Origin of the sequence: Lysobacter hankyongensis (genome assembly GCF_039543145.1) — a bacterium.
Taxonomy (GTDB): domain Bacteria; phylum Pseudomonadota; class Gammaproteobacteria; order Xanthomonadales; family Xanthomonadaceae; genus Lysobacter_I; species Lysobacter_I hankyongensis.
Genome location: NZ_BAABJE010000015.1, coordinates 146,425 through 172,319 on the forward strand (window position 1 = coordinate 146,425; position 25,895 = coordinate 172,319).

At 68.1% G+C, this 25,895-nt stretch carries 26 protein-coding genes; 13 read left to right on the forward strand and 13 right to left on the reverse strand.

Translation table 11 applies throughout. The features are described from left to right. Positions 1–59 precede the first annotated feature (59 nt). The 10 genes from ABD974_RS14890 to ABD974_RS14935 all read right to left on the reverse strand — a co-directional run bounded on the left by ABD974_RS14890 (position 60) and on the right by ABD974_RS14935 (position 10,655). Positions 60–923: a hypothetical protein gene (locus ABD974_RS14890; protein ID WP_345304120.1), complete on the reverse strand. Its 864-nt coding sequence runs from the start codon at positions 921–923 to the stop codon at positions 60–62. A 133-nt stretch (positions 924–1,056) separates the two neighbouring features. Further along, positions 1,057–2,148, reverse strand: coding sequence for a hypothetical protein (locus tag ABD974_RS14895; RefSeq protein ID WP_345304121.1), 1,092 nt, complete (start codon positions 2,146–2,148; stop codon positions 1,057–1,059). Positions 2,149–2,163: 15 nt separating this feature from the next. After that, positions 2,164–3,060 (reverse strand): hypothetical protein, encoded by an 897-nt coding sequence (locus ABD974_RS14900; RefSeq protein WP_345304122.1) that lies wholly within the window; start codon positions 3,058–3,060, stop codon positions 2,164–2,166. Positions 3,061–3,090: 30 nt separating this feature from the next. Further along, on the reverse strand, positions 3,091–4,926 hold the full coding sequence (locus tag ABD974_RS14905) for a hypothetical protein (RefSeq protein ID WP_345304123.1): 1,836 nt from the start codon (positions 4,924–4,926) through the stop codon (positions 3,091–3,093). Between the two features lie 68 nt (positions 4,927–4,994). Beyond that, the gene (locus ABD974_RS14910; protein ID WP_345304124.1) at positions 4,995–6,323 is read right to left on the reverse strand and encodes a hypothetical protein; all 1,329 of its coding nucleotides are present in this window, start codon (positions 6,321–6,323) and stop codon (positions 4,995–4,997) included. 77 nt (positions 6,324–6,400) lie between these two features. Then, complete coding sequence (locus ABD974_RS14915; RefSeq protein WP_345304125.1) at positions 6,401–7,636, reverse strand: hypothetical protein; 1,236 nt, start codon at positions 7,634–7,636, stop codon at positions 6,401–6,403. Between the two features lie 54 nt (positions 7,637–7,690). Continuing rightward, the gene (locus ABD974_RS14920) at positions 7,691–8,989 is read right to left on the reverse strand and encodes a hypothetical protein (protein WP_345304126.1); all 1,299 of its coding nucleotides are present in this window, start codon (positions 8,987–8,989) and stop codon (positions 7,691–7,693) included. Between the two features lie 247 nt (positions 8,990–9,236). After that, entirely contained in the window at positions 9,237–10,007 is a 771-nt protein-coding gene (locus ABD974_RS14925; RefSeq protein ID WP_345304127.1) for an alpha/beta hydrolase, read from the reverse strand. 18 nt (positions 10,008–10,025) lie between these two features. Then, the gene (locus tag ABD974_RS14930) at positions 10,026–10,340 is read right to left on the reverse strand and encodes a DUF1244 domain-containing protein (RefSeq protein ID WP_345304128.1); all 315 of its coding nucleotides are present in this window, start codon (positions 10,338–10,340) and stop codon (positions 10,026–10,028) included. A 6-nt stretch (positions 10,341–10,346) separates the two neighbouring features. Further along, positions 10,347–10,655 carry a hypothetical protein gene (locus ABD974_RS14935; RefSeq protein ID WP_345304129.1) on the reverse strand — a complete coding sequence of 103 codons (309 nt, stop codon included), beginning with the start codon at positions 10,653–10,655 and terminating at the stop codon, positions 10,347–10,349. A gap of 76 nt (positions 10,656–10,731) precedes the next feature. On the opposite strand from ABD974_RS14935, the gene folD reads away from it, so the two are divergent. The 5 genes from folD to ABD974_RS14960 all read left to right on the forward strand — a co-directional run bounded on the left by folD (position 10,732) and on the right by ABD974_RS14960 (position 15,957). Beyond that, a complete protein-coding gene (gene folD, locus ABD974_RS14940) occupies positions 10,732–11,598 on the forward strand; it encodes a bifunctional methylenetetrahydrofolate dehydrogenase/methenyltetrahydrofolate cyclohydrolase FolD (protein ID WP_345304130.1) in 867 nt (288 codons plus the stop codon). A 101-nt stretch (positions 11,599–11,699) separates the two neighbouring features. After that, on the forward strand, positions 11,700–13,157 hold the full coding sequence (guaB, locus tag ABD974_RS14945) for an IMP dehydrogenase (RefSeq protein ID WP_345304131.1): 1,458 nt from the start codon (positions 11,700–11,702) through the stop codon (positions 13,155–13,157). A 105-nt stretch (positions 13,158–13,262) separates the two neighbouring features. Beyond that, a complete protein-coding gene (gene guaA / locus ABD974_RS14950) occupies positions 13,263–14,858 on the forward strand; it encodes a glutamine-hydrolyzing GMP synthase (RefSeq protein ID WP_345304132.1) in 1,596 nt (531 codons plus the stop codon). Then, positions 14,855–15,388 carry a hypothetical protein gene (locus tag ABD974_RS14955; protein ID WP_345304133.1) on the forward strand — a complete coding sequence of 178 codons (534 nt, stop codon included), beginning with the start codon at positions 14,855–14,857 and terminating at the stop codon, positions 15,386–15,388. The genes guaA and ABD974_RS14955 overlap by 4 nt, the downstream gene beginning before the upstream one ends. 38 nt (positions 15,389–15,426) lie before the next feature. Continuing rightward, complete coding sequence (locus tag ABD974_RS14960; RefSeq protein WP_345304134.1) at positions 15,427–15,957, forward strand: hypothetical protein; 531 nt, start codon at positions 15,427–15,429, stop codon at positions 15,955–15,957. Between the two features lie 44 nt (positions 15,958–16,001). Here ABD974_RS14960 and ABD974_RS14965 read toward each other — a convergent pair whose 3' ends face one another. Beyond that, the gene (locus tag ABD974_RS14965; protein ID WP_345304135.1) at positions 16,002–17,900 is read right to left on the reverse strand and encodes a sigma-54-dependent Fis family transcriptional regulator; all 1,899 of its coding nucleotides are present in this window, start codon (positions 17,898–17,900) and stop codon (positions 16,002–16,004) included. A gap of 224 nt (positions 17,901–18,124) precedes the next feature. Between ABD974_RS14965 and adh the strand changes: the two genes are divergently transcribed. From adh to tadA, 3 genes are all read left to right on the forward strand, one after another. Further along, the gene (gene adh / locus ABD974_RS14970; protein ID WP_345304136.1) at positions 18,125–19,648 is read left to right on the forward strand and encodes an aldehyde dehydrogenase; all 1,524 of its coding nucleotides are present in this window, start codon (positions 18,125–18,127) and stop codon (positions 19,646–19,648) included. A gap of 125 nt (positions 19,649–19,773) precedes the next feature. Continuing rightward, positions 19,774–20,151 carry a DUF779 domain-containing protein gene (locus tag ABD974_RS14975; protein ID WP_345304137.1) on the forward strand — a complete coding sequence of 126 codons (378 nt, stop codon included), beginning with the start codon at positions 19,774–19,776 and terminating at the stop codon, positions 20,149–20,151. Positions 20,152–20,231: 80 nt separating this feature from the next. Beyond that, on the forward strand, positions 20,232–20,711 hold the full coding sequence (tadA, locus tag ABD974_RS14980; protein WP_345304138.1) for a tRNA adenosine(34) deaminase TadA: 480 nt from the start codon (positions 20,232–20,234) through the stop codon (positions 20,709–20,711). A 10-nt stretch (positions 20,712–20,721) separates the two neighbouring features. Here the strand turns inward: tadA and ABD974_RS14985 are convergent, their stop codons facing one another. Continuing rightward, positions 20,722–21,180 carry a DUF2721 domain-containing protein gene (locus ABD974_RS14985; protein ID WP_345304139.1) on the reverse strand — a complete coding sequence of 153 codons (459 nt, stop codon included), beginning with the start codon at positions 21,178–21,180 and terminating at the stop codon, positions 20,722–20,724. A 63-nt stretch (positions 21,181–21,243) separates the two neighbouring features. Between ABD974_RS14985 and orn the strand changes: the two genes are divergently transcribed. The 5 genes from orn to ABD974_RS15010 all read left to right on the forward strand — a co-directional run bounded on the left by orn (position 21,244) and on the right by ABD974_RS15010 (position 25,306). Continuing rightward, a complete protein-coding gene (orn, locus tag ABD974_RS14990) occupies positions 21,244–21,831 on the forward strand; it encodes an oligoribonuclease (RefSeq protein ID WP_345304140.1) in 588 nt (195 codons plus the stop codon). A gap of 2 nt (positions 21,832–21,833) precedes the next feature. Beyond that, complete coding sequence (locus ABD974_RS14995) at positions 21,834–22,259, forward strand: YciI family protein (protein ID WP_345304141.1); 426 nt, start codon at positions 21,834–21,836, stop codon at positions 22,257–22,259. Between the two features lie 274 nt (positions 22,260–22,533). Next, entirely contained in the window at positions 22,534–23,286 is a 753-nt protein-coding gene (locus ABD974_RS15000; protein WP_345304142.1) for a hypothetical protein, read from the forward strand. Then, a complete protein-coding gene (locus tag ABD974_RS15005; protein ID WP_345304143.1) occupies positions 23,283–24,530 on the forward strand; it encodes a sensor histidine kinase in 1,248 nt (415 codons plus the stop codon). Before ABD974_RS15000 ends, ABD974_RS15005 begins: the two co-directional genes overlap by 4 nt. Continuing rightward, positions 24,527–25,306: a LytR/AlgR family response regulator transcription factor gene (locus tag ABD974_RS15010; RefSeq protein ID WP_345304144.1), complete on the forward strand. Its 780-nt coding sequence runs from the start codon at positions 24,527–24,529 to the stop codon at positions 25,304–25,306. Before ABD974_RS15005 ends, ABD974_RS15010 begins: the two co-directional genes overlap by 4 nt. A gap of 124 nt (positions 25,307–25,430) precedes the next feature. On the opposite strand, the gene ABD974_RS15015 is transcribed toward ABD974_RS15010, so the two are convergent. Next, positions 25,431–25,895 carry a hypothetical protein gene (locus tag ABD974_RS15015; RefSeq protein WP_345304145.1) on the reverse strand — a complete coding sequence of 155 codons (465 nt, stop codon included), beginning with the start codon at positions 25,893–25,895 and terminating at the stop codon, positions 25,431–25,433.

Sequence of the window (25,895 nt, forward strand, 5' to 3'; positions counted from 1 at the left end):
CCTGATGACTGGAGCGGTGATGGATGAGCGGGCCTCGGATGCGCGTGCGGATGCGACCTTCAGAGGACGTGCCAGAAATGCCGCGCCGCGCGCCACGGATCGCCGATGGCCAGCGCTGCGGGCGGCGGTTCGACGTAATCGAAACGATGTTCGAGCGCGAGGCGGTCGCCTGAGTCGAGCGTGTCGGCATCCCCACGCAGCAGCAGATCGCCGTAGAGCAGCGGATGCACCACCGCGATGCGCAGGCCGCCCCACAGCAGCGAACTGCAGCCGGCGGCGACGATCAGTTCGCGCAGCCGCCGCTGTTCCAGCGCGACCAGCTCCGCCTCGCCCTCCGGCGCCCGCTCCAGGCTGAGGCCGACGTGTTCGCAGACCAGCGGCAGGCAGGCCTGCGGCAGATCCGGCGCCAGCGTCAGCACGCAGGCGTTGCCGAGCGCCGCGGCCAGCGCGAGGCTGTCGATCGTGCCGTAGTACGCGGCGCTTTCGGTGGCGTCGTCGGTGGGATCGGAACGCGAGGTCAGCGCCTGGTGCAGGCTTTCGTAGCGTTCCAGCAGATCCGCGCGGCTGCCGTCGGGAAACGACGATTCGCTGACGTTGTCGATCACCCAGTGCAGCCGGCAGTGCGACAGGTCGGTGCGCTGCCGTTCCTCTTCCCAGAGCGTGATCGCCTGGTTGAAATCGTCGGCGGTGGAGGCGGGCAGGCGTTCGCGCAGGGCGTTCGGCCAGAAGCCGAGCGGATCCCGGCGGTAGTAATCGCTGGAATCGATGGCCTGCCAGAACGTCCGCGTCACCGTGAGGTCCGCCAGCGCGGAGAGCCGGCTGACCAGTTGCGCGCCGTACGGCGAACTGAGCGCGAGCAGCGGGTCGACCACGTACGCGTTGCGCCTGGCGCGGACGCTGACTTCGAGTTCCTGATCGAGCATGGCGCATGCCTGTCCGCTGAGGGTCGTGTGCGCGGGCGGCGCGCGCGCCGCACCGCCTGTCATCCGGCCGCGATGCGCACGGCCGGACGCCTGTGCCGCATGGATCGCCCCGGCCAGACCGGGGCGATGCCGGTCACGCCGCCGTCTGCGCGCTGCCGAGCACGCTGCGCAGGGCCGGCGTGATGCCCGGGAATCCGCGGCCTTCCGGGGTCATGCGATAGGCGGCGACCCAGGAATCGGCGTGCGAGCCGAGCGGACGGATCGTCGACTGGAACAGGATCGGGTCGGTCACGGTCTTGAAATCGTTGTCGGCCGCGAACTTCAGGATGCGGCGACCGCTCTCCGCCATCTTCGCGCGCTGCGAAGGTTCGGCGGTGCCCCCGAGGTGGCGGTTGGAGACGATCTCGATCACGTCCCACTTGGTGTTGGCGTCGAACGCCTTCTTGATGTCCGGCGTGTCGAGGATCTCGAGCACCTGCACCAGGTAGTGGCCGACTTCCATCGCCAGCGAGAAGATGTTGCCGTAGGTGCTGCGATCGAGGGCATAGCGCATGTCCAGGCCGATGCGCTGGATGGTGGCGATGCTGCCGAACGGCCGCTGGTCGATCAGTTGTCCGCCGCGGATCACCTCGCCGATCAGCATGTCGCGGAAATACTGGCTGATCGAGACCATGAAGCCGACCAGCTGGCGGTGGAAGTTGCGATTGACCACCGCGCCCGCGGGCACCTGCGCGTTGCCGTAGTTGAAGGCGCGGCGATAGGCGATCATGCGGTCCTGCTTGGTGTAGCGCAGCGGACGCAGCTTGTCGAGGCGATAGAGGCCCTGCGCGCCGGGGCCGCGCTGCACGCGCATCTTGCCCAGGCGGAACAGCCGCTGCAGCACTTCGACCACTTCGAACACCTTCATGCGTTCGTGCTGCCAGCTGTAATACAGCTCGGCGGCGGCGTGCAACTGGCTGGGAATGACCGCGTCGTCGAAATCCGGCTCGATGTACGGATAGCTGATGTCGGCGAAATCGACCGGGCCCTTGGTGCCCAGGCCGACCAGGTCGAGGATGCCCTGTTCGCCGCGCGCGCCCGGCGTCGACGAACGCAGCAGATCGCCGAGGCGCTGTTCGAATTCGACCTCATAGGCCTGGCGTTCGCCCTGCGGCAACTTGTCCAACTGCTCGCGCAGGAAGGTTTCCCACAGCCGCTGGATCGTTTCGTGTGTCTGGAAACTCATGATGGTTCTCCTCGATCAACGCTTGCTGCGAGGGGTGGCGATTTTCTTCGCGCGTTTGGTCCCGATGCGGGCTTTCGGCGGTTCGGCGGCGGCTGCGTCCGGAAATTCCGCGGGCTGTTCGACGAATGCCGCGACGGCGACCGCGGGAGGCGCCGTCGGCGTGCCCGGTGCGCTCGGCGGTGTCGTCGTGGGGCGCCAGTCGATCGCACGTCCCTCGGGTGCTTCGATCCCGACCCAGGCCAAGGCCTCGATGATCAGATCGCCGGTCGCGTTGATCCGGTCGAACACCGCATCGGTGTCTTCGTGGCCGTTGGCGATCAACGTCAGGAAGGGCCTCGGATCCACCGCCTGCTGGAACGCCTGCCGCGTCTTCGGCATCTTGTGGAACTCCAGCAGCCGGTCGACCTTGAAGATCAGCGGTCGGGTGATCTTCTCCAGTTTTTCCAGGAAGCTGCGGGCATTGACGTCGTGGGTGTCGGCGAGATGGTTCGCGACCATGATGATGGCCGAGTACACCGAGAATCCGATGTCGCCGAGCGGGTGCAGGTCGGGCGTGCCGGGCACGGGATCGGTGCCGCCGTCCGGATCCGTGGGCGGCGACTGCCGCCCGATCACCGATGAAATCTCCGCCTGCGCCATCACCTGACGCAGACCGGCGACGTTGTCGACGTACATGCGGCGGTGGATCGCGCTCTTGGCGGGCTGCGGCACCGGCAGCGGCAACTGCTCGATCCGCGCCTGCGGCAGCACCCGCGTCGGCTGCGGCGTGCAGGCATGGATGCGCTTGGCGCGCTTCACGACGGGCGTTTTCCGCACGAAGGCCGCGGGCCGGCATGTCGCCGGCGGCGATTGCGGCAGTTCGGCTTCCGCCGCCACGGCCTGCTGCGGGTATGTCTGGAACGAGGTTCGCATGGTCTTCTCCTGGCAGAGTGTCGGCGCGGATCAGAATCCGCCGTTGCGTCGGCGGTCCTGCGCGATCGTGTCGAGCGAGGTTTCGAAGTGCGCCGGGATGTCGGGACCATCGAGGCCGCAATCGGTGTCGACCACGCCGGCGGCGATGCCGTCGACCACCAGCGCCATCGCGTTCTCCAGCATCACCACCAGCGCGCCTTCCTCGCCGAACAGCGTCGACATCGGAATGCAGTTCGCGCTCATCTGGTCCGCGAGCGCTTCCCAGCGCCGTTCGGACTGCAATTGCAGGCAGAGTTCCTGGTGCAGCACGTCGGTGAAATTGAACGCGCTGCCGGCGACCGCTTCGTTGTCGAGGCGGCGTTCCTCGAACCGGGTCCGGCTGGTTTCCCAGTCGGGCGCGGCATCGTTCAACGGACGCAGTTCGCCGACGATCTGTCCGAGGGTGGCGACCAGCGGGGCGGGGAGGTTGGGGCAGAACGGCAGCGCATGTCCGGTGGTCGGATCGACTTCGTTGCTCTCCAGCGACAGGAACGCATCGATCAGGTAGCTGTAGGACGCCGCGCGGATTTCCGGCAGCCCCAGGTCGGTACTGCCGACCGCATAGAGATCGATCGAACGGTCGATGTCGTAGAGGATCTTGTCGAGCATGACCTGGCAGCTGATGTCGTCGCAGGCGCAGCGCGCCAGGCAATCGATCTGGCTGGCCAGACGGCCGCGCGCGACCGTCAGGTTGACGATGCGGCGATCGGCCGCGGCTTCCTCTTCGATGCCGTACAGGCCGTAGAACACGATCGGCGGGCGGGCGACGCGCAGCAGGCGCGAACCGCCGGCCTGGCCGAAGCCGTCGGCGAACAGCCGCAGCGATTCGAGGAACGAGGTCAGCGGCGGCGATTCCGGATCGACCAGGCGATAGCCGAAATTGATCAGCCGATAGACGCGATTGAGTTCGATCTGCGCGGTCGAGCCCAGCGCGCGCAGGCCTTCGGCGCTGCCGTGCGCGGCGCGGCGCACGAGATCGTCGAGCACGCGCATCAGTTCGGGTTCGGTCAGCAGCGCGCGCAGATCGCCCTGGCCCTGCGCTTCCAGCGCGTCGAACAGACGGCGGTAGGCGTCGATGCCGCGCGGCCATTCGTTCGCCGAGTTCTGGTAGGAGAGCGTGCCGAGCAGGTTCTGCAGCGAATGGATGCAGGCATCGCGACGCGTCTGCATCTCGGTGAAGGGCGCCTGCAGCAGGAAGCGTCCGCCGGCGAAACCGTTGTTGGCGAGGCTTTCGCCCAGCATCACCAGGATCACCGCGCAGACTTCGTCGATGCTCTGCGCCAGGCTGCGGAATTCGTAGGTGGCCGATGGATTCAGCGAACCGACCAGACGCGCCAGACGCGCATAGTCGCCGAGGGTGCGGCGCATGCCGATGGCGCGGTCGCGGTTGCGCGGGTCCAGGCCGAAACGCGCGGCGTTCACGCCTTCCTGGGTGGCGCTGCGGATGCCGTCGGACCAGCCGCCCAGTTCGGCGTCGATGTCCTTGAGCAGGTTGCTGCGCGAGAGATGCTCCAGGTCCTTGTCGACATCGCTCATCGCCTGCTTCAGATCCACGCTGGTCGCGGTGTCCGGTGCGGCGGCCGCGACGAAGCGCGGCGCGCTGCGCTGGAACGGCATGCCTTCGGCTTCGCTCTGGATGCCGCGCGCGCGCGGTTCGGACTGATAGCGGTCGAGCAGCGCCTTGGCGACCTGCTGCGGATTGTGCGGATCGCCGACCCGCAGTTCGCGCCGCAGCAGATTGTCCAGCGCGAGCTTCGCCTTCGAGGGCGGACCCGTGCGGTCGCCGCCGGCGGGATCGTATTGCGAATCTGGTTTGGTGTTGAACATGTGCTATCTCCTGGTGGACTCGGAACGCTGACGCAGGACACTGGTTCGAATGCGATCTGTGCGGCGACCTATGCGGCGACCGATGCGGCGACGGTTTCGCGCGCCGGCTGTCGTGCGGCGGCCTGTCTCGATGCGGCACGGGCGCCGCGGGTCTCCTCGTTCAGACGCCCGATGACATCGTCGGCAAGCTGCCGGGGATTCACGCGCCCGCCGGCGAGCGCGTAGCTCGCGGCGCTGAGCAGATGGCGCGGCGGAATGTCGATCCGGTCCGTGCGGCGCTGTTCCAGCAATCGCGCGCCGCGCAGGATCGCGGCCTGGTGACTGCGATCGAAGGGAATGATGTCGGCGACCGCGCGCTGCGCGAGATTGCGGCGGGTCTGGAACATGGTTTCGTCGACGACGTGCGGAATCACGTGGCGCGCGCTGTTCAGCAGGCTGCCGGGCATGCGGTGTCCGCGCTCCGGCCGGTACATCGTTCCCCACATCCGTTCCAGCCGCGCGGCGTCGTCGCCGAAGCCCTGGCGACGCAACATCTCGGCGAGGATCTGCACGCGCAGGAACGCGGTCGGATGCGCGCCGCCGGGGCGGAAGGTCATCGTGCGCGGCGCCGGATGCGCGAGGAATTCGGCCATGCCCCATGCCGCCGCGGGGCCGCCCAGGCACAGTGCGGCGAGATCGGCCCAGATTTCCTTGTGCCAGCGGCCGTAGGTGCTGGCCAGGAACGGCTGCCGCAGCTGGCCGATGATCCGGCGCACCACCGCCTGCCGGTTTTCCTGCCAGATGCCGAGGTCGGCCTGCAGGTTGTGCGCGACTTCGTGCAGGAACACCGCCTGCCAGGGATGATCGCGATCCCAGGGGATGCGGATCAGCGGGAAGGGATTGGGTTCGCCGAGCAGACGGCCCAGCGACACGCCGCGGCGCATCGTCGCCGGCGAATAGCCGTGTTCCATGTAGCACACCGGCTTGAGCAGCGTGCCGCGGAACACGCGCGGCGCGGCGCCGCGGATCGCCTGGTAACAGTCCTGCGCGATCGCATCGTGCGCGGCGAGCGCCGGGGCGAAACTGGTGCCGCGCTGCGCGAACACTTCGAAGAACATGCCGAACAGGCGCCGCGCGCGGTCGAGTTCGCGCTCGACCAGGGCGATGTCGACCAGCACGCGCTGGATCGGCGCGTCTTCCACCGATGCGCGCACGTCGTCGAAACGGCTGCGGATCTGCGCTTCAACCTTGGCCAGACGCTGGTTGGCCGCTTCGAAATGCGCACGCGAAGGCGCGTGCGTCATGTCCTGCGGACGCAGGCCGACGAAAGCGTTGTCGATCCGGCCGAGGCGGCGCAGGCGCGCCGCCAGGCCGCGGACCTTCACGCGCAGGAATTCTCGGGCGTTGCGTGCAGGCATGGGATGGACTCCGTTTCGTCCTCGATGGCACCGCGGGCCGCGTCCCGGCCTGCGCCGGGACGCGCATCTTCATCGTGTCAGCGGCAACGCACCCGGATCGTGGTCGGGCCGGCCACGTTCACGACGCGACGGCCGTGACGCGGGCAGTTGCAGCGACCGGCGACGGCACCGCCGATGGCGCCACCGACGACCGGACGGGCGATGACCGGCGGACCGGTGCGGCGACGCACCGCGCGCACCACCGGCACCACCCGACGACGCACCGGCGCGGCGGCGCGACGGACGGTGGCCACGGCGCGGCGCTGCGGCACCACGCGACGCGCGCGCGGCACCAGCGGACGGGCGAGGGCGCGTGCGGCGCCGGGACGACGCACCGCGCGCGCGGTCACGCGACGCACCACCTGCGGGACGATCCGGCCCGCCGGGGCGCGACGCTGGCGGGCGACGCGACGGGCCACCGCGATCGCGCGCGGCACCACGCGTGCGGCCGGACGGCCCTGCGCGCGCACCGCACCGCGGACCGCCTGGGCCGCCGCGCGCACCGCCTGGCGGCGCGCCGGCGCGGCCATCCGCGCCACCGCCGGCAGCGCGCGACGCAGCGCGAGGCCTGCGATCAGCGGTGCGGCGGCATCGATCTCGTCCTCGTCGAGGCTGTCGATCATTTCGTCGTAGGCCTCGAACTCGTCGGCGCCATCGGCCAGCAGCCGGCCGGCCGCACCGGCCAGGCGGCCGATGAGCTGCGCCTGCGGCAGCGGGATCATGCTCGCGATCGGCGCGACCGTGCGCGCCACGCTGCCGACGCCGCGGGCGACGCGACCGGCGATGTTGCGCAGGCGGCTGAGGAATTCGTCGGTGTCGCCGGAATCCAGCGCGTCGGCGATCATCTCGTCGGCGGCGTCGAGTTCGTCGCCTTCGTCGAATTCCTCGTACTCGTCGACTTCATCGAATTCGTCGCCCTCGTCGAACTCGTCGCCTTCGTCGAATTCATCGCCTTCGTCGAACTCGTCGCCTTCGTCGAATTCATCGTACTCGTCGGCGCCGAGCAGACCGCCCAGGATGTTGCCGAGGCCGCCCAGCGGGCCGCCTCCGCCGCCACCCGGGGCGCCGCCGCCGGGACGGCCGCCGCGCCGGCGGCCTCCGCCGCCGAGCAGACCGCCGATGCCGCGGGCGATGGTGCCGAAGAACTCATCGTCGCCTTCGTCGAACTCGTCGTAGGCGTCGAACTCGTCGTCGAACGCGGTGGCGCTGCCGGCGGGACCCTCGGCGCTGTCGTACATCAGGTCGTCCAACGCGTCGTTTTCATAGCTTTCCATGACGGTTTCCTCTTGCTGCGGAGTGGGAGGGAGCAGGGGTGCGGGATCTGCGCCCTAGAGCGGCCGGATCGTCAGTTCGACAGGTCCGTGGAGCACGTAGCGGCGTGCCGAGCCGCGGGTGACGGAAGGCACGCCGCGACCGACGCCGGTCGGGCGCGCGGCGCCGGGCGCCGACGCGGTCGACGGCGACATCGGGCGCGACAACTGGCCGACCGCACGCGGTCGGCGCGCGACGCTGCGCGCGGCGCGGGTCGCGGTACGACCCACCTGGTTGGGGATGCGCTGCGGCGGCGTGCGCTGCCTCCGCGCGGCCTGCGCGCTGGAGGCCGCGATCCGCGGCAGCGCGCGCACGCCGCCCGGACCCGCGCCCTGGATCAGGTGCCGTGCGGCCGCGCCGATCGCGCGAACGAAGCCGCGGCGCGCGTTCGGCGACAGCCGGGCGAGGTTCTGGGGACCGAGCGCGCGTGCGGCCAGACGCGCGGCAAGGCCGACCGCGGCCGGCAGCGCGGCGTCGACGCCGTCGTCGTAGAGGTCGGCCATCGCATCGAAGGCCTCGAAATCGTCGGCGCCGCCGGCGCTGAGCTGCCCGATCTGCGCCAGCAGTTCGGACAGCGGATTCTGGTGCGCGGCCGCTCGACCGGCGAGCTGCGATGCGTTGCGCAGATGGCCCGGAACGCCGGCGGCGCTGCCGAGCGCGCCGCCGAAGCCGCCCGCGACGCGACCTGCGCCGCGAGAGATCTGGCCGAAGCGCTGCAGATGCTGCGCGATCCCGGGATGCCCCAGGCGCTGCGCGAGCAGCGAACCGGCGCTGGCCAGACGGCTGGCATGACCGGCATAGCGACCCGCGGTGCGCGCATGCGCGCCGAGGCGCGAGGCTGCGCCGGCGGCGGGACCGAGGTTGCGCGCGAGACTGCCCGCGACCCGCGAGAATCCACTGAGCACGCTGCCGAAGAATTCGTCGGTGCCGTCGGCATCCAGCGCATCGGCGAGTTCGGCCTCGAACGCCGACCAGGCCGCGTTGGCCTGCGCCGGCGCCGGCAGACCCGCACCGGCGTCGTCGAGCGCGGCGTCCTCGTAGGCGTCGCCCGCGTAGCGATCCATCGCATCGTCGTCCAGACCGTCATCGTCCAGAGCATCGACCGCGTCGTCCGCATCGCCGTCGAATTCGTCGCCGAGCGCTTCGTCGTAGGCATCGCCTTCGTCGTCGTAGCCGTCGCTCTCGTAACCGGCATCGGCCTCGTCGTAACTTTCGCCTTCGTCGAACGCGTCGTCGCCGTGGTCGTAACCCAGCGGTGCGTCGTAGGCATCGCCGTCATCGGCGGCGTTGCCTGCATTGACCTGCGGATGCGTCATGGCCGTCTCCCGTGCGTTTCCCCGCGCCCGGATGGGCGAAAGGTCTGCGCTGGGACACTAGGCCGGCGAAAGCGCGATGGATATCGCATCTTCGCCCTACGGTCTTTCGCCTAGGCCGACTGCCGTAGGTCGGCTGTCTTAGCCGGGATGGACTACCCCGAACGGGGGATGGCGCGGTGTCGTGCGCCGTCCCTGCAATCGAAATGCCTGCCGTCGAAATGCCCGCAGTCGAAAAGCATCGACGCGATCAGCGCATGAAGCCCGACAGCGCCTGCGCATATTCGGCGTGCATCGCGATGTCGTTGTGGTCCGCCGCGGCGATCCGCAACACCTGCGGCGCTGCCGGCAGCGCCGCGATCAGGCGCAAGGTGTTCGCTTCCGGCACGACCTCGTCGCGCCCGCAGTGCACGACCAGCACCGGCCGTTGAAACGCGCGCAGCGCACGTATCGATTCGTAGCGCTCGTCGAGCAGCCAGTCCACCGGAAAGATCGGATAGTGCGCGCGTGCTGCGCCGACCATGCTGTCGAACGGCGTGATCAGCGCGAGGCGTTCGACCGGACGTTGCGCCGCGAGCTGGCTCGCGACGCCGCTGCCGAGACTTCGACCGATGATCGCGACCGGCTCGCCGGGATGCCGCGTCTGCACATGGTCGAACAGCGCCACCGCGTCGTCGACGATCGCGGCTTCCGACGGCGCGCCGTCGCTGGCGCCATAGCCGCGATAGGCGACCAGATAGACGCTGCGCCCGGGGAACATCCGCGCGAAGTCTTCGCGGTTCGATTCGATGCGCTCGGCGTTGCCGCCGAAATACAGGATCGGCGCGCGCCCGCCGGGATTCACCACCCAGCCGCGCAGCGTCGCGTCCGGACGCTTCAACGCGAAATCGGTGTCGGCGGGATCGACCGTGGTGAAGCCGCCGTAATAGATCATGTCGCGCTGCCGCGCGTGCAGGAACCAGCACGCGCCCGCATAGCCGAGCACGACGACCGCGGCGACGATGATCAGGACACTACGCATGCCGTTTACGCATGCCGTTTAAGCATGCCGTTTCTGCGCGGCCTCGAACGCGGCGAGCTGTTCCGGCGTCGCGTCCTTCTGGTGCTGCGGCTTCCATTGCGCGAAGGGCATGCCGTAGATCGCTTCGCGGGCCGCGTCCTTGTCCAGCGCGATGCCGCGTTCCGCCGCCGCGTCGCGGTACCAGTCGGCGAGGCAGTTGCGGCAGAAGCCGGCGAGGATCATCAGGTCGATGTTCTGCACGTCCGCGCGTTCGCGCATCAGATGATCGCGCAGGCGGCGGAAGGCGGCGGCTTCGAGTTCGGTGGTGGTCTGCGGGTCGGTCTGCGGGTTCATGGGCGGTCAGCGGAAGCGGGTGCCGCAATGGTCGCAGGCCTTGGCGAAAACCGCGAACCCGTCGTGATCCATCAACGAATGTCTGCATGCCGGGCAGGCCACCTTGCGTTCGGTCAGCCGCCGGAGCGAGAAATGGATCGGCAGCAACGGGATCAGCAGCCACCACACGTGTACGCCCGGGGCCAGGAAGAACAGCCAGATCAGGCCGATCGCGCAGAAGATCGCGAACTCCAGGGCCATCAGCCCGAAGAACCATCCGCGCGGTTCGGAGAGGCTGGCGCGGGTCGACGGAGGCGTTCCGGGCGATTCGTGCATTCTCGGTGGTCCGCTGCAGGGCGGGGGCATTCGGCTTCGGCGATAATACGTGTCCTCCACGACCGCCGACAGCCGCATGACCGCCAGGATCCTCGACGGGAAACGCATCGCCGACCATCTGCTCGACGACCTCAAGACCCGGGTCGACGCCCGCGTGGCCACCGGCGGGGCCCGTCCGGGGCTGGCGGTGGTACTGGTCGGCAGCGACCCGGCGTCGCAGTCCTACGTCCGCAACAAGCGCCGTGCGGCGGAGAAGGTCGGCATCCGGGCATTCGACTTCGATCTGCCGGCGGGCACGTCCGAAGCCGAACTGCTGGCGCTGATCGACCGCCTGAACGCCGATCCTGCGGTGCACGGCATCCTCGTGCAGCTGCCGTTGCCGGGCATCCCGGACGCGACCCGGCTGATCCATCGGATCGACCCGCGCAAGGACGTGGACGGTTTCCATCCCGAAAACGTCGGTCATCTGGCCCTGCGCCAGTTCGGCCTGCGCCCGTGCACGCCGCGCGGCATCACCACGCTGCTGGCCTATACCGACCGCCCGGTGCGCGGGCAGAGCGCGACGATCGTGGGCGTGAGCAACCACGTCGGCCGGCCGATGGCGCTGGAATTGCTGATCGCGGGCTGCACCGTCACCAGCTGCCACAAATTCACGCCCGCCGATGTCCTGCGCCGGCACGTCGGCGAGGCGGACATTCTGGTGGTGGCCGTCGGCCGTCCGGGGTTGATTCCCGGCGACTGGGTGAAGCCGGGCGCGGTGGTGATCGACGTCGGCATCAACCGCCTGGACGACGGCCGGCTGGTCGGCGACGTGCAGTTCGACGCCGCCGCCGCCCGCGCCAGCTGGATCACCCCGGTCCCGGGTGGCGTGGGGCCGATGACCGTGGCCACGCTGATGCAGAACACCATCGAGGCCGCCGAGGCCACCGAAACCCCCGCATAGGGTGCGCCCGGGCGCACCGGTTCTCGTTCTGTCGGATGCGGTGCGCCGGGGCGCACCCTATTCGCGGTAGAATGACGCGCTTCATCCCCACCGGACCGGCCATGCTCCGCATCCAGGCTGAAGCGCTCACGTACGACGACGTTTCGCTCGTCCCCGCGCATTCCACCGTCCTGCCCAAGGACGTTTCCCTCGCCACCCGGCTCACCCGCGACCTGCGCCTGAACCTGCCGATCGTCTCGGCGGCGATGGACACCGTGACCGAAGCGCGTCTCGCGGTCGCGATGGCCCAGCTCGGCGGCATCGGCATCGTCCACAAGAACCTCAGCCTCGAACAGCAGGCCGCGCAGGTGGCCAAGGTCAAGCACTTCGAGGCCGGCGTCATCCGCGAACCCTTCACCGTCGGCCCCGACGCCACCATCGGCGATGTCCTGAAACTCACTCGCGCCCGCAACATCTCCGGCGTGCCGGTGGTCGACGGCGGGCAACTGGTGGGCATCGTCACCGGCCGCGACATGCGCTTCGAGAAGAAGCTCGACGATCCGGTGCGCCACATCATGACCAAGCAGGAAAAGCTGGTCACCGTGCGCGAAGGCGCGACCGACGAGGAAGTGCTGGAACTGCTGCACAAACACCGCATCGAGAAGGTGCTGGTGGTCAACGACGGTTTCGAGCTGCGCGGCCTGATCACGGTGAAGGACATCCAGAAAAAGCGCGACAACCCGAACGCCGCCTACGACGTCAGCGAACGTCTGCTGGTGGGCGCGGCGGTCGGTGTCGGCGGCGATACCGAGCAGCGCATCGAAGCGCTGGTGGCCGCGGGCGTGGACGTGATCATCGTCGACACCGCGCATGGCCATTCGCAGGGCGTGATCGACCGCGTGGCCTGGGCGAAGAAGACCTTCCCGAAACTGCAGGTGATCGGCGGCAACATCGTCACCGGCGACGCCGCACGCGCGCTGGAAGATGCCGGCGCGGACGCGGTGAAGGTCGGCGTCGGCCCCGGTTCGATCTGCACCACCCGGATCGTGGCCGGCGTCGGCGTGCCGCAGGTCACCGCGGTGTCGATGGTTGCCGAAGCGCTGCAGGACCGCATTCCGCTGATCGCCGACGGCGGCATCCGCTATTCGGGCGACATCGGCAAGGCGATCGTCGCGGGCGCGTCGACGGTGATGATCGGCGGCCTGTTCGCTGGCACCGAGGAAGCCCCGGGCGAAACCGAACTGTTCCAGGGCCGCAGCTACAAGAGCTACCGCGGCATGGGCAGTCTGGGTGCGATGGAGAAAGGCTCGAAAGACCGCTACTTCCAGGACGCCAGCGACGCCGACAAGCTGGTGCCCGAAGGCATCGAAGGCCGCGTGCCGTATCGCGGCCCGCTGGGCAACGTCGTTCACCAGCTCGCCGGCGGCCTGCGCGCGACGATGGGCTATGTCGGCTGCGCCACGATCGAAGACATGCGCACGAAGCCGTCATTCGTGAAGGTGACCGGCGCGGGGCAGCGCGAAAGCCACGTGCACGATGTGCAGATCACGAAAGAGCCGCCGAACTATCGGATGGGGTGAGGGTCGTCCCGCTTTTTGTAGGAGCGGCTTCAGCCGCGAGCGTTTCCGGCAAGAGCGATTCGTTGCAACCAGAGCTCGCGGCTGAAGCCGCTCCTACAGAACGCCATGACCGACATTCGTACCGACGACATCCACGCCGACAAGATCCTCATCCTCGACTTCGGCGCGCAGTACACGCAGCTGATCGCGCGTCGCATCCGCGAGATCGGCGTCTATTGCGAAATCTGGGCCTGGGACCACGATCCGGCCGATATCGCCAGGTTCAATCCGAAGGGCATCATCCTGTCGGGCGGGCCGGAATCGACGACCGAGGAGGGCTCGCCGCGCGCGCCGCAGCAGGTGTACGACAGCGGTCTGCCGATCCTCGGCATCTGCTACGGCATGCAGACGATGGCGATGCAGCTCGGCGGCATGGTCGAGGGCGGGCATCATCGCGAATTCGGTTACGCCGAAGTCGAAGTGACCGGCGACGACAAACTGCTGGGCGCGCTGACCGATCACCCGGGTCGCCAGGGCCTCGACGTGTGGATGAGCCACGGCGATCGCGTCACGCGGCTGCCCGAGGGATTCTCCGTCACCGGCCGCACCGACAGCGTGCCGATCATCGCGATGGCCGATGAGGCGCGGCGCTGGTACGGCGTGCAGTTCCACCCCGAAGTCACCCACACCAAGCAGGGCGAAACCCTGCTGCGCCGCTTCGTGCTCGACGTCTGCGGCTGCCGTGCGCTGTGGACGGCGGCGAACATCATCGACGACCAGATCGCGCGCGTGCGCGCGCAGGTCGGTTCCGACGAAGTCATCCTCGGCCTGTCCGGCGGCGTCGATTCGTCGGTGGTCGCGGCGCTGCTGCACCGCGCGATCGGCGAACAGCTGACCTGCGTGTTCGTCGACACCGGCCTGCTGCGCTGGAAGGAAGGCGATCAGGTGATGGCGATGTTCGCCGCGGCCTCTGAACAGGGCGGCATGGGCGTGAAGGTCGTGCGCGTGAACGCCGCCGACCGCTATTTCAGCGCATTGGCCGGCGTGACCGACCCGGAAGCCAAGCGCAAGATCATCGGCAATCTCTTCGTCGAGATCTTCGAGGAAGAGTCGAACAAACTGAAAAACGCGCGCTGGTTGGCGCAGGGCACGATCTATCCCGACGTGATCGAGTCCGCCGGCAGCAAGACCGGCAAGGCCCACGTGATCAAGAGCCATCACAACGTCGGCGGCCTGCCCGAACACATGAAGCTCGGCCTGGTCGAGCCGCTCCGCGAGCTGTTCAAGGACGAGGTGCGCCGCCTCGGCGTCGAACTCGGCCTGCCGCGCGAAATGGTCTATCGCCATCCGTTCCCGGGCCCCGGGCTCGGCGTGCGCATCCTCGGCGAAGTGAAGCGCGAATACGCCGAACTGCTTGCCCAGGCCGACGCCATCTTCATCGAGGAACTGCGCAAGGCCGGCTGGTACGACCGCACCTCGCAGGCGTTCGCGGTGTTCCTGCCGGTGAAGTCGGTCGGCGTGGTCGGCGACGCCCGCGCCTATGAATGGGTGATCGCGCTGCGTGCCGTCGAAACCATCGATTTCATGACCGCGCACTGGGCGCATCTGCCCTACGAGTTCCTCGACACCGTCTCGCGCCGGATCGTCAACGAACTGCGCGGGATCTCGCGGGTGGTCTACGATATTTCGGGCAAGCCGCCCGCGACGATCGAGTGGGAATGATGGACGCAAGGGAATTCTTCCGCATCACGCCCCGCAACGTCGCGGGCGTGGTCTCGATGGCGCTGCTGTTTCTGGGCTATCACGTGGTCCGCATCCAGTTGACGAAACTGGATGAGGACATCGTCTACGCGCATTACCAGGAAAGCATCAACGCGACCCGGATGTTCGATGCCAAAACCCTGTGCGCGATGATGCACAAGGACTATCGTGCCGTCGATGTGGCCAAGACGCCGCGCGGCGAACAGCGTGTCGTGCTGGACCAGATGCAGGCTTGCGATGCGACGCGGGAGTCGATGGCGATGATGAAGAAGATCGTCGCCGCCACGAAACTCGAACCCGAGTTCAAGTACACGATCGAATCGGTGACGGTCTCGCCCGACGAGAGGGAAGCCACCGTCAAGATCCGCGCTTCGATGCGCATCGGCAAGCGACTGTCCGTCGCCACGACCGGCACGGAAACGCTGGTCCGGCGCTGGGGCCAGGTCTACAGCACGTACACCGATACGCGCAGCACGGTCTCGATGCGCTGAGCGGCGGTGGATGTTTCGGAACGGGCATCGGAGCCATCATGGAATCGAAGAACAACTGGAAACACATCGTGCTCGGTCTGGGGGCGATCGTCGGTTTCCTCGCGATCAGGCACGGCATCGGCTATTACCGCGGCACGCAGTCGAAGCTCGACGAGGATGTCGTCTACGCGCACTACCAGCGGCAGATCAATGCGCTTCGCAGTTTCGACGCCGAGACCCAGTGCGCCTCGCTGCACCGGGCCTACCGTGCGGTGGATGTGATGCGCACGCCGAAAGGCGAGGACACCATGGCGCTGGATCAGCGCCAGGCCTGCGCGGGAATCCGCGATTCGATGCTGACCATGAAAGCCCTGGTCAAGTCGCTCAGGATCGAGCCCGACATGAAATTCACGATCGAATCGATCGAGTTGTCGGAAGACCGGCGGCAGGCGACGGTGAAGCTGCGCGCATCGATGCAGCTCGGCAAGGAATTTTCCTCCACCACCCGCGGCACCGAGGTGCTGGTGCGTGCGAAGGGCCACGTCTTCGTGCTGAACAGTTCGACGCGAACCGTCATCACCGGCGACTGATCGCCCGCGCAGGCATCGTCGGCGATCCGCGCCGGGGATCGACTTCAGTTCGGGCGCTTCGGCGTCCCCAATCGTCGATACAGCGTGCTGCGGTTCACGCCCAGCAGCCGCGCCGCGCGGGCGACGTTGCCGTCGCAGGCGGCGAGCGCGTCGCGCATGGCGGTCTCTTCCAGTTCTCCCAGCGGCGCGATGCCGCCGTTGCCGATCGTCGCAGCGGGCGCGGCGCGATCCACCGTCTGCAGATAGTCGGGCAGGTCCTGCATGTCGATCCGGCTGCCGTCGTCGCTGAGCGCCACCAGCGTGCGCAGGCAGGCGACGAGCTGGCGCCAGTTGCCGGGCCAGGCGTAGGCGGCGAGTGCGGCATGCGCATCGTGCGCGAGCGTGCGTCGATGACCCATCCGCGACCACAGCGTGTCCACGGCGAGACCGCGATCGGCCACGGCGCGCAGCGGCGAAAGCCGCACGCGATGATCGGCGATGCGGTAGTAGAGATCGGCGCGGAAGCGGCCGGATTCGACCGCGCCGTCGAGGTCGCAGTGGGTCGCACAGACCAGCGCGAAATCGAGTTTCACCGGTTTGCCGCCGCCCAGCGGCGACAGTTCGCGCTCCTGCAACACGCGCAGCAGGCGCGGCTGCAGCGCCAGCGGCATGTCGCCGATCTCGTCGAGGAACAGCACGCCGCCCTGGGCCTGGCGCAGCAGGCCGGGACTGCCCTGGCGACGCGCGCCGGTGAAGGCGCCTTCCTCGTAGCCGAACAGTTCCGATTCGATCAGCCCTTCCGGCAGCGCGGCGCAGTTCACCGCGATGAAAGGTTTGCCGGCGCGCGCGCAGCGCGCATGCAGCGCGCGCGCGAACACTTCCTTGCCGGTGCCGGTCTCGCCGACGATCAGCACCGGCAGCTCGGCGTCGAGGACGCGTCGCGCGCGTTCCAGCGCGGTGGCGGTGGCGGCATCGAACAGCGGTGAAGTCTCGATGGCGACCGCGCGCGGTTGCGGCGCGCGTGTATCCGGCGCGCGTGCGGGCGACAGCGGAATCGCGATGCCCGGCCTCGCGGCATCGCCATCGACCTTGCCGTGGAGCACGCGGCCGCAGCGGTCGCGTATCGCGCCTTCGCTGCGCAGGCGGGCGAGGGCGTCGTCGAACAGCATGTCGTAACCGACCCGGCCGAGATCGTCGCGATCGATGCCGACCAGCGCGAGGCCGGCCTGATTCGCGGCCACGAGCTTGCCGCCGCGGAACGCGAACAACCCTTCGCTCGCCGAGCCGAGCAGGGCGGGGTCGCGATGCAGGCGCAGCAGTTCGCAGCCGTCGATGCCGTCGTCGAAATAGCGATGCTCGATATTCGCCACCGCCATCCGCACCAGCCCGAGCGCGTGCAGATGCTGGGCGCGCGAGTCGCCGCTGATGTCGAGCACGCCGACCAGCCGGCCGTAGGGATCGTGGATGGGCGTGGCGGTGCAGGTGAGGATGCCGTGCGGCGTCCGGTAATGCTCGCTGCCGCGCACTTCCACCGGCCGGCGTTCGACGATGGCGGTGCCGATCGCGTTGGTGCCGACCTGCGCCTCGTTCCAGCAGGTGCCCGGGCGCAGCGCGACCCGGCCGGCCTTGTCGAGGAACTGCGGATGGCCGGTGGCGTCGAGGATCCAGCCGCTGTCGTCGGTGAGGATGACGATGCTGCCGCTGGCGTCGGCATCGACGGCCAGCGCTTCCAGTTCGGCGCGGGCGAGGCGCCACAGCCGCTCGTTGCGGTCGCGCATCTCCCGCAGTCGCGCTTCGGGCACCGGTTCGATCGCCGGCGTGCGCTCTTCCGGCAGCCCGAGCCGACGGCAGCGCTGCCACGAGCGCAGGATCGTCTTCGGCAGATCGACTGCGGCGACGCTGCCGCGCTCGAAGAACGCCCTGCGCGCCTGGGCCAGTTCCGCGGTCGGATGCATTCGGCGCATGGGCTCTCCTGTGTCGCATTCTGCGACAGTCGCAACGGCATGTGTTTCCATAAACAACACAGACGCCGGCGCGTTGCAATCGCCGCGCGTTGTGCGTTGCAACATGCGGCATCGCAAGTGCGCGTGCGCGTGGAGATTTGTCGATGCTGCGACGCAGCAGGTGGCGATTGGCATCGCACTTGCGGATGGAGGGGCACACCCACCGCAGCCATCGGAGCCTGCCCATGAACGCCCTCGTCAAACCGCATCTGCACGACCACGCCCGGATCTTCAAGGCGCAATACGGCAATTTCATCGGTGGCCAATGGGTCGCGCCGTGCAGCGGCGAGTATTTCGACAACATCACCCCGATCACCGGCAAGGTCTTCACCCGCATCGCGCGTTCCAACAAGGACGACATCGAACTCGCGCTCGATGCCGCGCACGCCGCCAAGGATGCCTGGGGCAAAGCCTCCGCCACCGAGCGCGCGAACGTACTGCTGCGCATCGCCGACCGCATCGACGAGAATCTCGAACTGCTGGCCCACGCCGAGACCTGGGACAACGGCAAGCCGATCCGCGAAACGCTCAACGCCGACGTGCCGCTGATGGCCGATCACTTCCGCTATTTCGCCTCGGCCGTGCGCGTGCAGGAAGGCAGCATCGGCGAGATCGACCACGACACCATCGCCTACCACTTCCACGAGCCGCTGGGCGTGGTCGGCCAGATCATTCCCTGGAACTTCCCGATGCTGATGGCGGCGTGGAAGCTGGCGCCCGCGCTCGCCGCCGGCAACTGCGTGGTGCTCAAGCCCGCCGAACAGACGCCGGCCAGCATCCTGGTGCTGATGGAGATCATCGGCGACCTGCTGCCGCCGGGCGTGTTGAACGTCGTCAACGGCTTCGGCCTGGAAGCCGGCAAGCCGCTGGCCAGCAGCCCGCGCATCGCCAAGATCGCGTTCACCGGCGAAACCACCACCGGCCGCCTGATCATGCAGTACGCCAGCCAGAACCTGATTCCGGTGACCCTGGAACTCGGCGGCAAGTCGCCGAACATCTTCTTCGCCGACGTGATGGCCGAAGACGACGATTTCCTCGACAAGGCGGTGGAAGGTTTCGTGCTGTTCGCTTTCAATCAGGGCGAAGTCTGCACCTGTCCGTCGCGCGCCCTGATCCAGGAATCGATCTACGAGAAATTCATGGAGCGCGTGATCGCGCGCGTCGCCGCCATCAAGCAGGGCGACCCGCTCGATCCGAACACGATGGTCGGCGCGCAGGCGTCGAACGAGCAGTTGGAGAAGATCCTCAGCTACATCGACATCGGCCGTCAGGAAGGCGCCGAAGTGCTGATCGGCGGCGAGCGCAACGCGCTCGACGGGGATCTCGCCGGCGGCTACTACGTCAAGCCCACGGTGTTCAGGGGCCACAACAAGATGCGCATCTTCCAGGAAGAAATCTTCGGACCGGTGGTGTCGGTGACCACGTTCAAGACCGAAGAGGAAGCGCTGCAGATCGCCAACGACACGCTGTACGGCCTCGGCGCCGGCGTGTGGAGCCGCGACGCCAGCCGGCTCTATCGCTTCGGCCGCGCGATCCAGGCCGGGCGCGTGTGGACCAACTGCTATCACGCCTATCCGGCGCATGCCGCGTTCGGCGGTTACAAGCAGTCCGGCATCGGCCGCGAGACCCACAAGATGATGCTCGACCATTACCAGCAGACCAAGAACCTGCTGGTCAGCTACTCGCCGAAGGCGCTCGGCTTTTTCTGATCCGATCGTTCCGATCGCGACCATGCTGTCGCGTCCGCGCCGCCGCACGGCTCCCTCCCGGGCGGCGCGGGTTTTTTCCGGCACCTGCCCGAGCGTATCGGGACCACGTCCGCCAGGAGATGCGCATGCCCGAACTTCCCCTGCAGGTCACCGCGACGCTCGCCGCGCTGCAGTTGATCGACAAGCTGCGCGCGCGTCACGGGCCGGTGCTGTTCCACCAGTCGGGCGGCTGCTGCGACGGTTCCTCGCCGATGTGCTTTCCAGAGCGCGAGTTCATCATCGGCGATCATGATGTGCGCATGGGCGAGATCGGCGGCGCGTCGTTCTACATCAGCGCGCCGCAGTTCGAATACTGGAAGCACACCCAGCTGATCATCGACGTGGTCGAGGGCCGTGGCGGCATGTTCTCGCTGGAGAACGGCGAGGGCGTGCGTTTCCTCGTGCGCTCGCGGCTGTTCGCCGACGACGAGTACGCGGCGCTGGCCGCGGCGGGACGGGTCTGAACCGCGATTGCGGAGATGGCGAACCGGAGGGCGCCGGGCGACAATGCGCCCCGCACGCCCGAAGACCGCCGGAGTTCCGCTTGACCCCGTCCCCCGACGACGAACGCTGGATGCGCCATGCCCTGGCGCTGGCCGCGCGCGCCGAACGCGAGCACGACGAGATCCCGGTCGGTGCCGTGCTGGTGGATGCCGAGGGCCGCATGATCGGCGAAGGCTGGAACCGCAACATCGGCGACCGCGATCCCAGCGCGCACGCCGAGATCGTGGCGATGCGCGAAGCGGGGCGTGCGCTCGGCAATCATCGCCTGATCGGCTGCACGCTCTACGTGACCCTGGAACCCTGCGCGATGTGCGCGATGGCGACGGTGCACGCCCGCGTCGCGCGGGTCGTTTACGCCGCGAGCGATCCGAAGACCGGCGCCGCCGGCAGCGTGTTCGATCTGCTGACCGACCCGCGCCACAACCACCGCGTCGAGGTCGCCGGCGGCCTGCTGGCGGACGAAGCCGGCTCCATGCTCACCAATTATTTCCGGCGCAAACGCGGCAAGCCGCCGCTGTGATCGGCGTGCGTCAAGTCCGGCGCCGCGCCATTTCCTGATCGAGCTCTTCGTCGAAGCTGCGCACCGACAGCCCGACTTCGCGGCCCATCGCCAGACTGGCGCCGAGCAGGCAGATCATGCCGACGACCGCGAGCACGGTCGGCACCGCATCCAGCCGGAAGCCGAGCAGGGCGTCCGCGGCCAGCCCGAGGCTGGTGCCGACGAACGCGCCGAGCGCCGCATACAGCAGACGGCAGGCCCGCAACACCAGCGCCGCGCGATGGCGATGGCGCCGGATCTGGGTGTCGCGCTCCTCGCGATCGGGGGCGTCCTTTTCCCAGGCCACGATCAGCGCGCGCAAGCGATCGACCACGCGCGCCAGCCGCGCGTTCGCCGACACCAGCAGCGAGCCGGTCGCGGCCATCAACAGGGCAGGCGCCAGCATCGCGCTGAGGATGGTGTGGTGGTCGAGGGAGAGCGGCAGCGCCATGCGCGTGGGTCGGCGGGGAGGGCTGGGCTATGATGCGGCTTCCCGACCCTCGATGCGAGCCGCATGGCGACGACACCCACGACCGAGACCCTCCCGAGCGAAGGCCGCCTGATCTGGATCGATCTGGAAATGACCGGGCTCGACACCGACCGCGATTCGGTCATTGAGATCGCCACCGTGATCACCGATGCCCAGCTCAACGTGCTGGCCGAGGGCCCGGAGTTCGCCATCACCCACGATCTCGCCACGCTCGAAGCGATGGACGACTGGAACCGCAACCAGCACCGCAAGTCCGGGCTGTGGCAGCGGGTGCTGGAGCAGGGCGTGTCGATGCGCGAAGCCGAACAGCGGACGCTGCAGTTCCTGCAGGGCTGGGTCGGCGCGAAGGCGTCGCCGATGTGCGGCAATTCGATCTGCCAGGACCGCCGGTTCCTGCACCGCTGCATGCCGGAACTGGAGCAGTTCTTCCACTACCGCAATCTGGACGTCAGCACCCTGAAGGAACTGGCGCGACGCTGGGCGCCGCAGGTGCTGGGCGGACTGCACAAGGACTCCGCGCACACCGCGCTCAGCGACGTGCGCGATTCCATCGAGGAATTGCGGCATTACCGCGGGCGGATCGCCGAATTCGCCATCCAACCGGAGCCATGACCATGATCCGTCTGCTCGCCGTGCTGTTGTTGTCGATTCCGACCCTCGCATCGGCGGCCGCGCAGGCAGAGCCGCCGGCCGCACCGACGCAGGCCGCGCCATCCGCCGCGCCCGTCTTGCCGCCGGGCATGAAGCAGTACTGGTTCGTGATGCTGAAGAAAGGCCCGCAGCGCGATCATCCCGCCGACGAGGCGCAGCGTTTGCAGGCCGGGCACATGGCCAACATGCAGGCTTACGCCGAGCGCGGCATCCTGCAGATCGCCGGCCCGATGATGGACGACGGCGACATCCGCGGCATCTTCATCCTCGACGCGCCCGACCGCGCCGGCGCCGAAGCGATGTGCAACGACGACCCCGCGGTGCAGACCGGGCGCCTCGTCTGCGAGATCCATCCGTGGCTGTCGCAGAAGGGCGCGAGTTTGAAATAGGGTGCGTCCCGGCGCACCGATGTCTCCCAGTACGCGGTTCCGAACGATCCATGAAGATCGCGCCGCGTCGCCCGGGTGGAACTCGCGCCTCTTCGCGCGAACCCGCACCGGATCCCGGGCATTCGTCGGCCGCCGCCGGGGTTTCGTCGGGCGTCTTCCGGGCTGCGTCGGCATCCGGTGGCCCGGGTCGATCGCGTGGATGCAGAGTGAGGTCGAAGGGCGGGAGTACCCGCACCGACAACCTACTCATCCACCCTCGCGCACAGGAATCAACATGGCCATCAACAGAAGTTTCGTCTCGGGCGTCCTGCTCAGCACCGCAATGACCACCGCCCTCGTGTTCCTCACCGGCGCGAAAGCGCCCGCGGCGAAGTTCGAAGAGATCGATGTCGGCCGCATCAATGTGCGCGAACCCGACGGCACCCTGCGCATGGTGATTTCCAACCGCGCGCAATTTCCGGGCGCACCCTGGAAGGGCGGGGAGATCCCGCGGCCGGATCGCCGCCAGTTCGCGGGCATGCTCTTCGTCAACGACGAGGGCACCGAAAACGGCGGCCTGATCCAGAAGGGCGTGGTCGGCCCCGACGGCCGCGTGTCCGCGGGCCTCAGTCTGACTTTCGACCGGTTCCGCCAGGATCAGGTGATGCAACTGCTGCATGCCGAAGACGGCGGCAAGGCCTACAGCATGTTCGCGATCAACGACGAGGCGGACGGCACGAAACTCGACGTCATGCAGCGCGCCGCGCGCATGGCCGAAATCCGCCAGCTCGACAAGGACGCGGCGCAGGCCGCCATCGCCGAGATGCGGAAGAACGAAGCGTTGTCGAGGAATCGCGTGAGACTGGGTACCACGCGCGACGGCGCCGCGGCGCTGAGTCTCGCCGATGCCGGCGGCCGGCCGCGGATGATGCTGCTGGTCTCCGCCGACGGCCAGCCGAGCATCCAGATGTTCGACGACAAGGGCGAGGTCGCGAAGACCATCCGTCTCGATGTCGAAGCCCCGGCAGGGGCGGGCGGCAAGCCGTGATCCGCAACCTTGGCGCATTCACGATCCTCGCGCTGCGGATCGCGCTGTCCGCGTGGTTCGTGCTGCTCGCGGGCGGCACGGTCCTCGGCCTGATCTTCGATGTCGCCCTTCGCGGGGACATGGCGTACGGGCTTTCCACCACATTTCTCGCGGCGTTGATCGTGTTTCCACCGGTCGCGCTGTGCTGGGGGCTCGGGTGCGCGTGGTGGCAGCGCAGGGCGCTGGCCGGGATCGAGAATGCCCCGGGCCTGCTGTCGGTCGGCTGCAGCGCGTCGATCCAGGTCGAGCTGTCCGACGAGCAGGCGCTGCGGCTCGCGGAAAGCGCGATGCGTTCGGTGTTCGTCGCCACGCGTCTGCAAAACAACGGTCTCGGCGTCGCCGCGCGCATCGCCGAGATCGCCACATCGAATGCGCTCTGGCCCGGGCTGTTCGAGGACAACCTCAGGCTGACCGTCGCCCCGCTGCGCGACGCGCGAAGCGTGCTCCGGATCGCCATCGATCCGGTGCATGTCTGGATCTACGGCGTGTTCGCGGTGGATGGCGGACGCTGCGCCCGGCGCATGCGCAGCTTCGAGACCGCGCTGTTGGACCTGATCCGCGCGCAGGGCGAGATCATCGACGAAGACCGCCGCCGGCAGGCGATGCAGGCACAGCGGTCCGAGGCGCAGTTGGCGATGTTGCGCGCTCACGTCGAGCCGCATTTCATCTTCAACACCCTCGCGCACGTCCGCGCCAGTCTCGGCCCCGGCGACGGCACCGCCGCGGCGATGCTGGATGCGCTGGTCGAATTCCTGCGCCGCAACACGCTCGCGCTCAACGGCGACGAAACGAGCCTGCGCGAAGAACTGGCGATGGTCGAAAGCTATCTGCGGATCATCGGTTTGCGACTGGGAGAACGGCTGCGCTACGATCTCGACTGCCCGCCCGCACTGCTCGATCGCACGGTGCCCGCGGCCTGTCTTCTGGTGCTGGTGGAGAACGCGGTGAAGCACGGCATCGAACGCAGCGCGGACGGCGGCGCCATCGCGGTGCGCTGTGCGGACGAGGACGGCGGACTCGCATTGGCGGTCCGCAACGATGGCCCGCCGTTCGATGTGTCCGGCGGCCGACAGGGCGGCTTGAGCAATCTGCAGGCGCGTCTGAAATTGATCTATGGCGCGACGCGCCCCCTGGAAATCGAGCATCCGCGCGAGGGTGGCGTCGTCGTCTCGCTGCTGTTGCCGGCGCACGGGAAAACGGCATGACCCAGGCAATACCGCGCCGGAGCGGGGAGTGGATCCTGGTGGTCGAGGATGAGCCTCGGCTGCGCGAAGCCTTGGCCGAACTGCTCGTGCGGATGGCGTCGGACTTCGGTGAAGTCGTCGTCGCCGCATCCGGAGAGGACGCGCTGGCGCTGTGCCGCGACGCTTCGCCGTCGGTGGCCTTCCTCGACATCCGTCTGCCCGGGATGTCCGGTCTGCAGCTCGCCGAAGTCATCGCCGACGAGACCCGCATCGTGTTCGTCACCGCGCACCAGGAATTCGCGGTCGACGCTTTCGAGCAGGGCGCGGTGGACTATCTGCTCAAGCCGGTCACGGCCGAACGGCTGCAGGCCTGCCTCGATCGCCTGCGCAGACGCGACCGCGCGGCGGCAGGCGAACTGCAGAAGTTCCTGCGCGCGTTCTCCGCGCCGAGTCCGCCCACCTATCTGCGGTGGCTGACCGCGAGCGCCGGGCGCCGGACCTATCTGATCGAAGTCGACGACATCGTGTATTTGAAGTCGGACAGCAAATACACCCGGCTGGTCTGTCGCGACAGCCAGCACCTGATCGAAGAGTCGTTGAAGAAGATCGTCGGTCGGCTGGACCCGGAGCGCTTCCGGCAGATCCATCGTTCGACGGTGGTCAACCTGCGCGAAGTGCTGCTGGTCGAACGCGACGACACCGCCACGGGCACCGGCCTGGTGAAGTTCCGCAATCACCCCGAAGTCGTGCGCATCAGCGCGCCTTATCTGCGCGAGCTGCGGATGTTCCTAGTGTAGCCCGGGTAGAACCCGCGCAGCGGGTGAAACCCGGGGCGTTTCGCGAGACAGGGGTACTGCGCCGCCATGCGTCGGCAACGAAAAGCCCCGGGTTTCGCGCTGCGCGCTCGACCCGGGCTACGGTCTACCTGGATTGCCTCTGTTGATTTCGAAGAGCATCGAGATACGAAATCGCGGTTGTCAGATCCTCGAAGATGCCTTCCATGTCGGTTGCGCGGGCGTCCGCACCGAATCCGAACCAGAGCGACCCCAGCGCTTCGCTGCAGTTGGGGCCGATCACCACCGCACAGGCGCCTTGATACGGATTGCGGAGGACGCCTTCGATGTCGTCGCCCCAGCTGTACCGCAAGCGGCGAAGATCGATTACAAGACCGTTACGAGCCGCGTGTCCCCACAATGCGCAGGCGTTGTCGATGGCGCCGGCCATGAAGTAGGCATCAGGTGCGCCTTCGGAGCCGCTTCGATACTCGCCCTCGAAAGCAACGAGCAGATATTGATCCTGCGATGTGGCCGAAGCGGAAATCAGGGCATAGCGACATTCCAGTGCCGAAATGTCGCCCGGAGCGACCTCTCGCAGGATTAGCTGCAC

Coding starts and splice junctions, on each gene's coding strand:
- ABD974_RS14925 (WP_345304127.1), bottom strand. CDS start 10,007: ATGCGTAGTGTCCTGATCATCGTCGCCGCGGTCGTCGTGCTCGGCTAT.
- ABD974_RS14995 (WP_345304141.1), top strand. CDS start 21,834: ATGATCCGTCTGCTCGCCGTGCTGTTGTTGTCGATTCCGACCCTCGCA.
- ABD974_RS14890 (WP_345304120.1), bottom strand. CDS start 923: ATGCTCGATCAGGAACTCGAAGTCAGCGTCCGCGCCAGGCGCAACGCG.
- guaA (WP_345304132.1), top strand. CDS start 13,263: ATGACCGACATTCGTACCGACGACATCCACGCCGACAAGATCCTCATC.
- ABD974_RS14955 (WP_345304133.1), top strand. CDS start 14,855: ATGATGGACGCAAGGGAATTCTTCCGCATCACGCCCCGCAACGTCGCG.
- folD (WP_345304130.1), top strand. CDS start 10,732: ATGACCGCCAGGATCCTCGACGGGAAACGCATCGCCGACCATCTGCTC.
- ABD974_RS14910 (WP_345304124.1), bottom strand. CDS start 6,323: ATGCCTGCACGCAACGCCCGAGAATTCCTGCGCGTGAAGGTCCGCGGC.
- ABD974_RS14985 (WP_345304139.1), bottom strand. CDS start 21,180: ATGGCGCTGCCGCTCTCCCTCGACCACCACACCATCCTCAGCGCGATG.
- ABD974_RS14975 (WP_345304137.1), top strand. CDS start 19,774: ATGCCCGAACTTCCCCTGCAGGTCACCGCGACGCTCGCCGCGCTGCAG.
- ABD974_RS15000 (WP_345304142.1), top strand. CDS start 22,534: ATGGCCATCAACAGAAGTTTCGTCTCGGGCGTCCTGCTCAGCACCGCA.
- ABD974_RS14905 (WP_345304123.1), bottom strand. CDS start 4,926: ATGTTCAACACCAAACCAGATTCGCAATACGATCCCGCCGGCGGCGAC.
- ABD974_RS14900 (WP_345304122.1), bottom strand. CDS start 3,060: ATGCGAACCTCGTTCCAGACATACCCGCAGCAGGCCGTGGCGGCGGAA.
- guaB (WP_345304131.1), top strand. CDS start 11,700: ATGCTCCGCATCCAGGCTGAAGCGCTCACGTACGACGACGTTTCGCTC.
- ABD974_RS14920 (WP_345304126.1), bottom strand. CDS start 8,989: ATGACGCATCCGCAGGTCAATGCAGGCAACGCCGCCGATGACGGCGAT.
- ABD974_RS14930 (WP_345304128.1), bottom strand. CDS start 10,340: ATGAACCCGCAGACCGACCCGCAGACCACCACCGAACTCGAAGCCGCC.
- ABD974_RS14915 (WP_345304125.1), bottom strand. CDS start 7,636: ATGGAAAGCTATGAAAACGACGCGTTGGACGACCTGATGTACGACAGC.
- ABD974_RS14965 (WP_345304135.1), bottom strand. CDS start 17,900: ATGCGCCGAATGCATCCGACCGCGGAACTGGCCCAGGCGCGCAGGGCG.
- ABD974_RS15010 (WP_345304144.1), top strand. CDS start 24,527: ATGACCCAGGCAATACCGCGCCGGAGCGGGGAGTGGATCCTGGTGGTC.
- adh (WP_345304136.1), top strand. CDS start 18,125: ATGAACGCCCTCGTCAAACCGCATCTGCACGACCACGCCCGGATCTTC.
- orn (WP_345304140.1), top strand. CDS start 21,244: ATGGCGACGACACCCACGACCGAGACCCTCCCGAGCGAAGGCCGCCTG.
- ABD974_RS14935 (WP_345304129.1), bottom strand. CDS start 10,655: ATGCACGAATCGCCCGGAACGCCTCCGTCGACCCGCGCCAGCCTCTCC.
- ABD974_RS14895 (WP_345304121.1), bottom strand. CDS start 2,148: ATGAGTTTCCAGACACACGAAACGATCCAGCGGCTGTGGGAAACCTTC.
- ABD974_RS14960 (WP_345304134.1), top strand. CDS start 15,427: ATGGAATCGAAGAACAACTGGAAACACATCGTGCTCGGTCTGGGGGCG.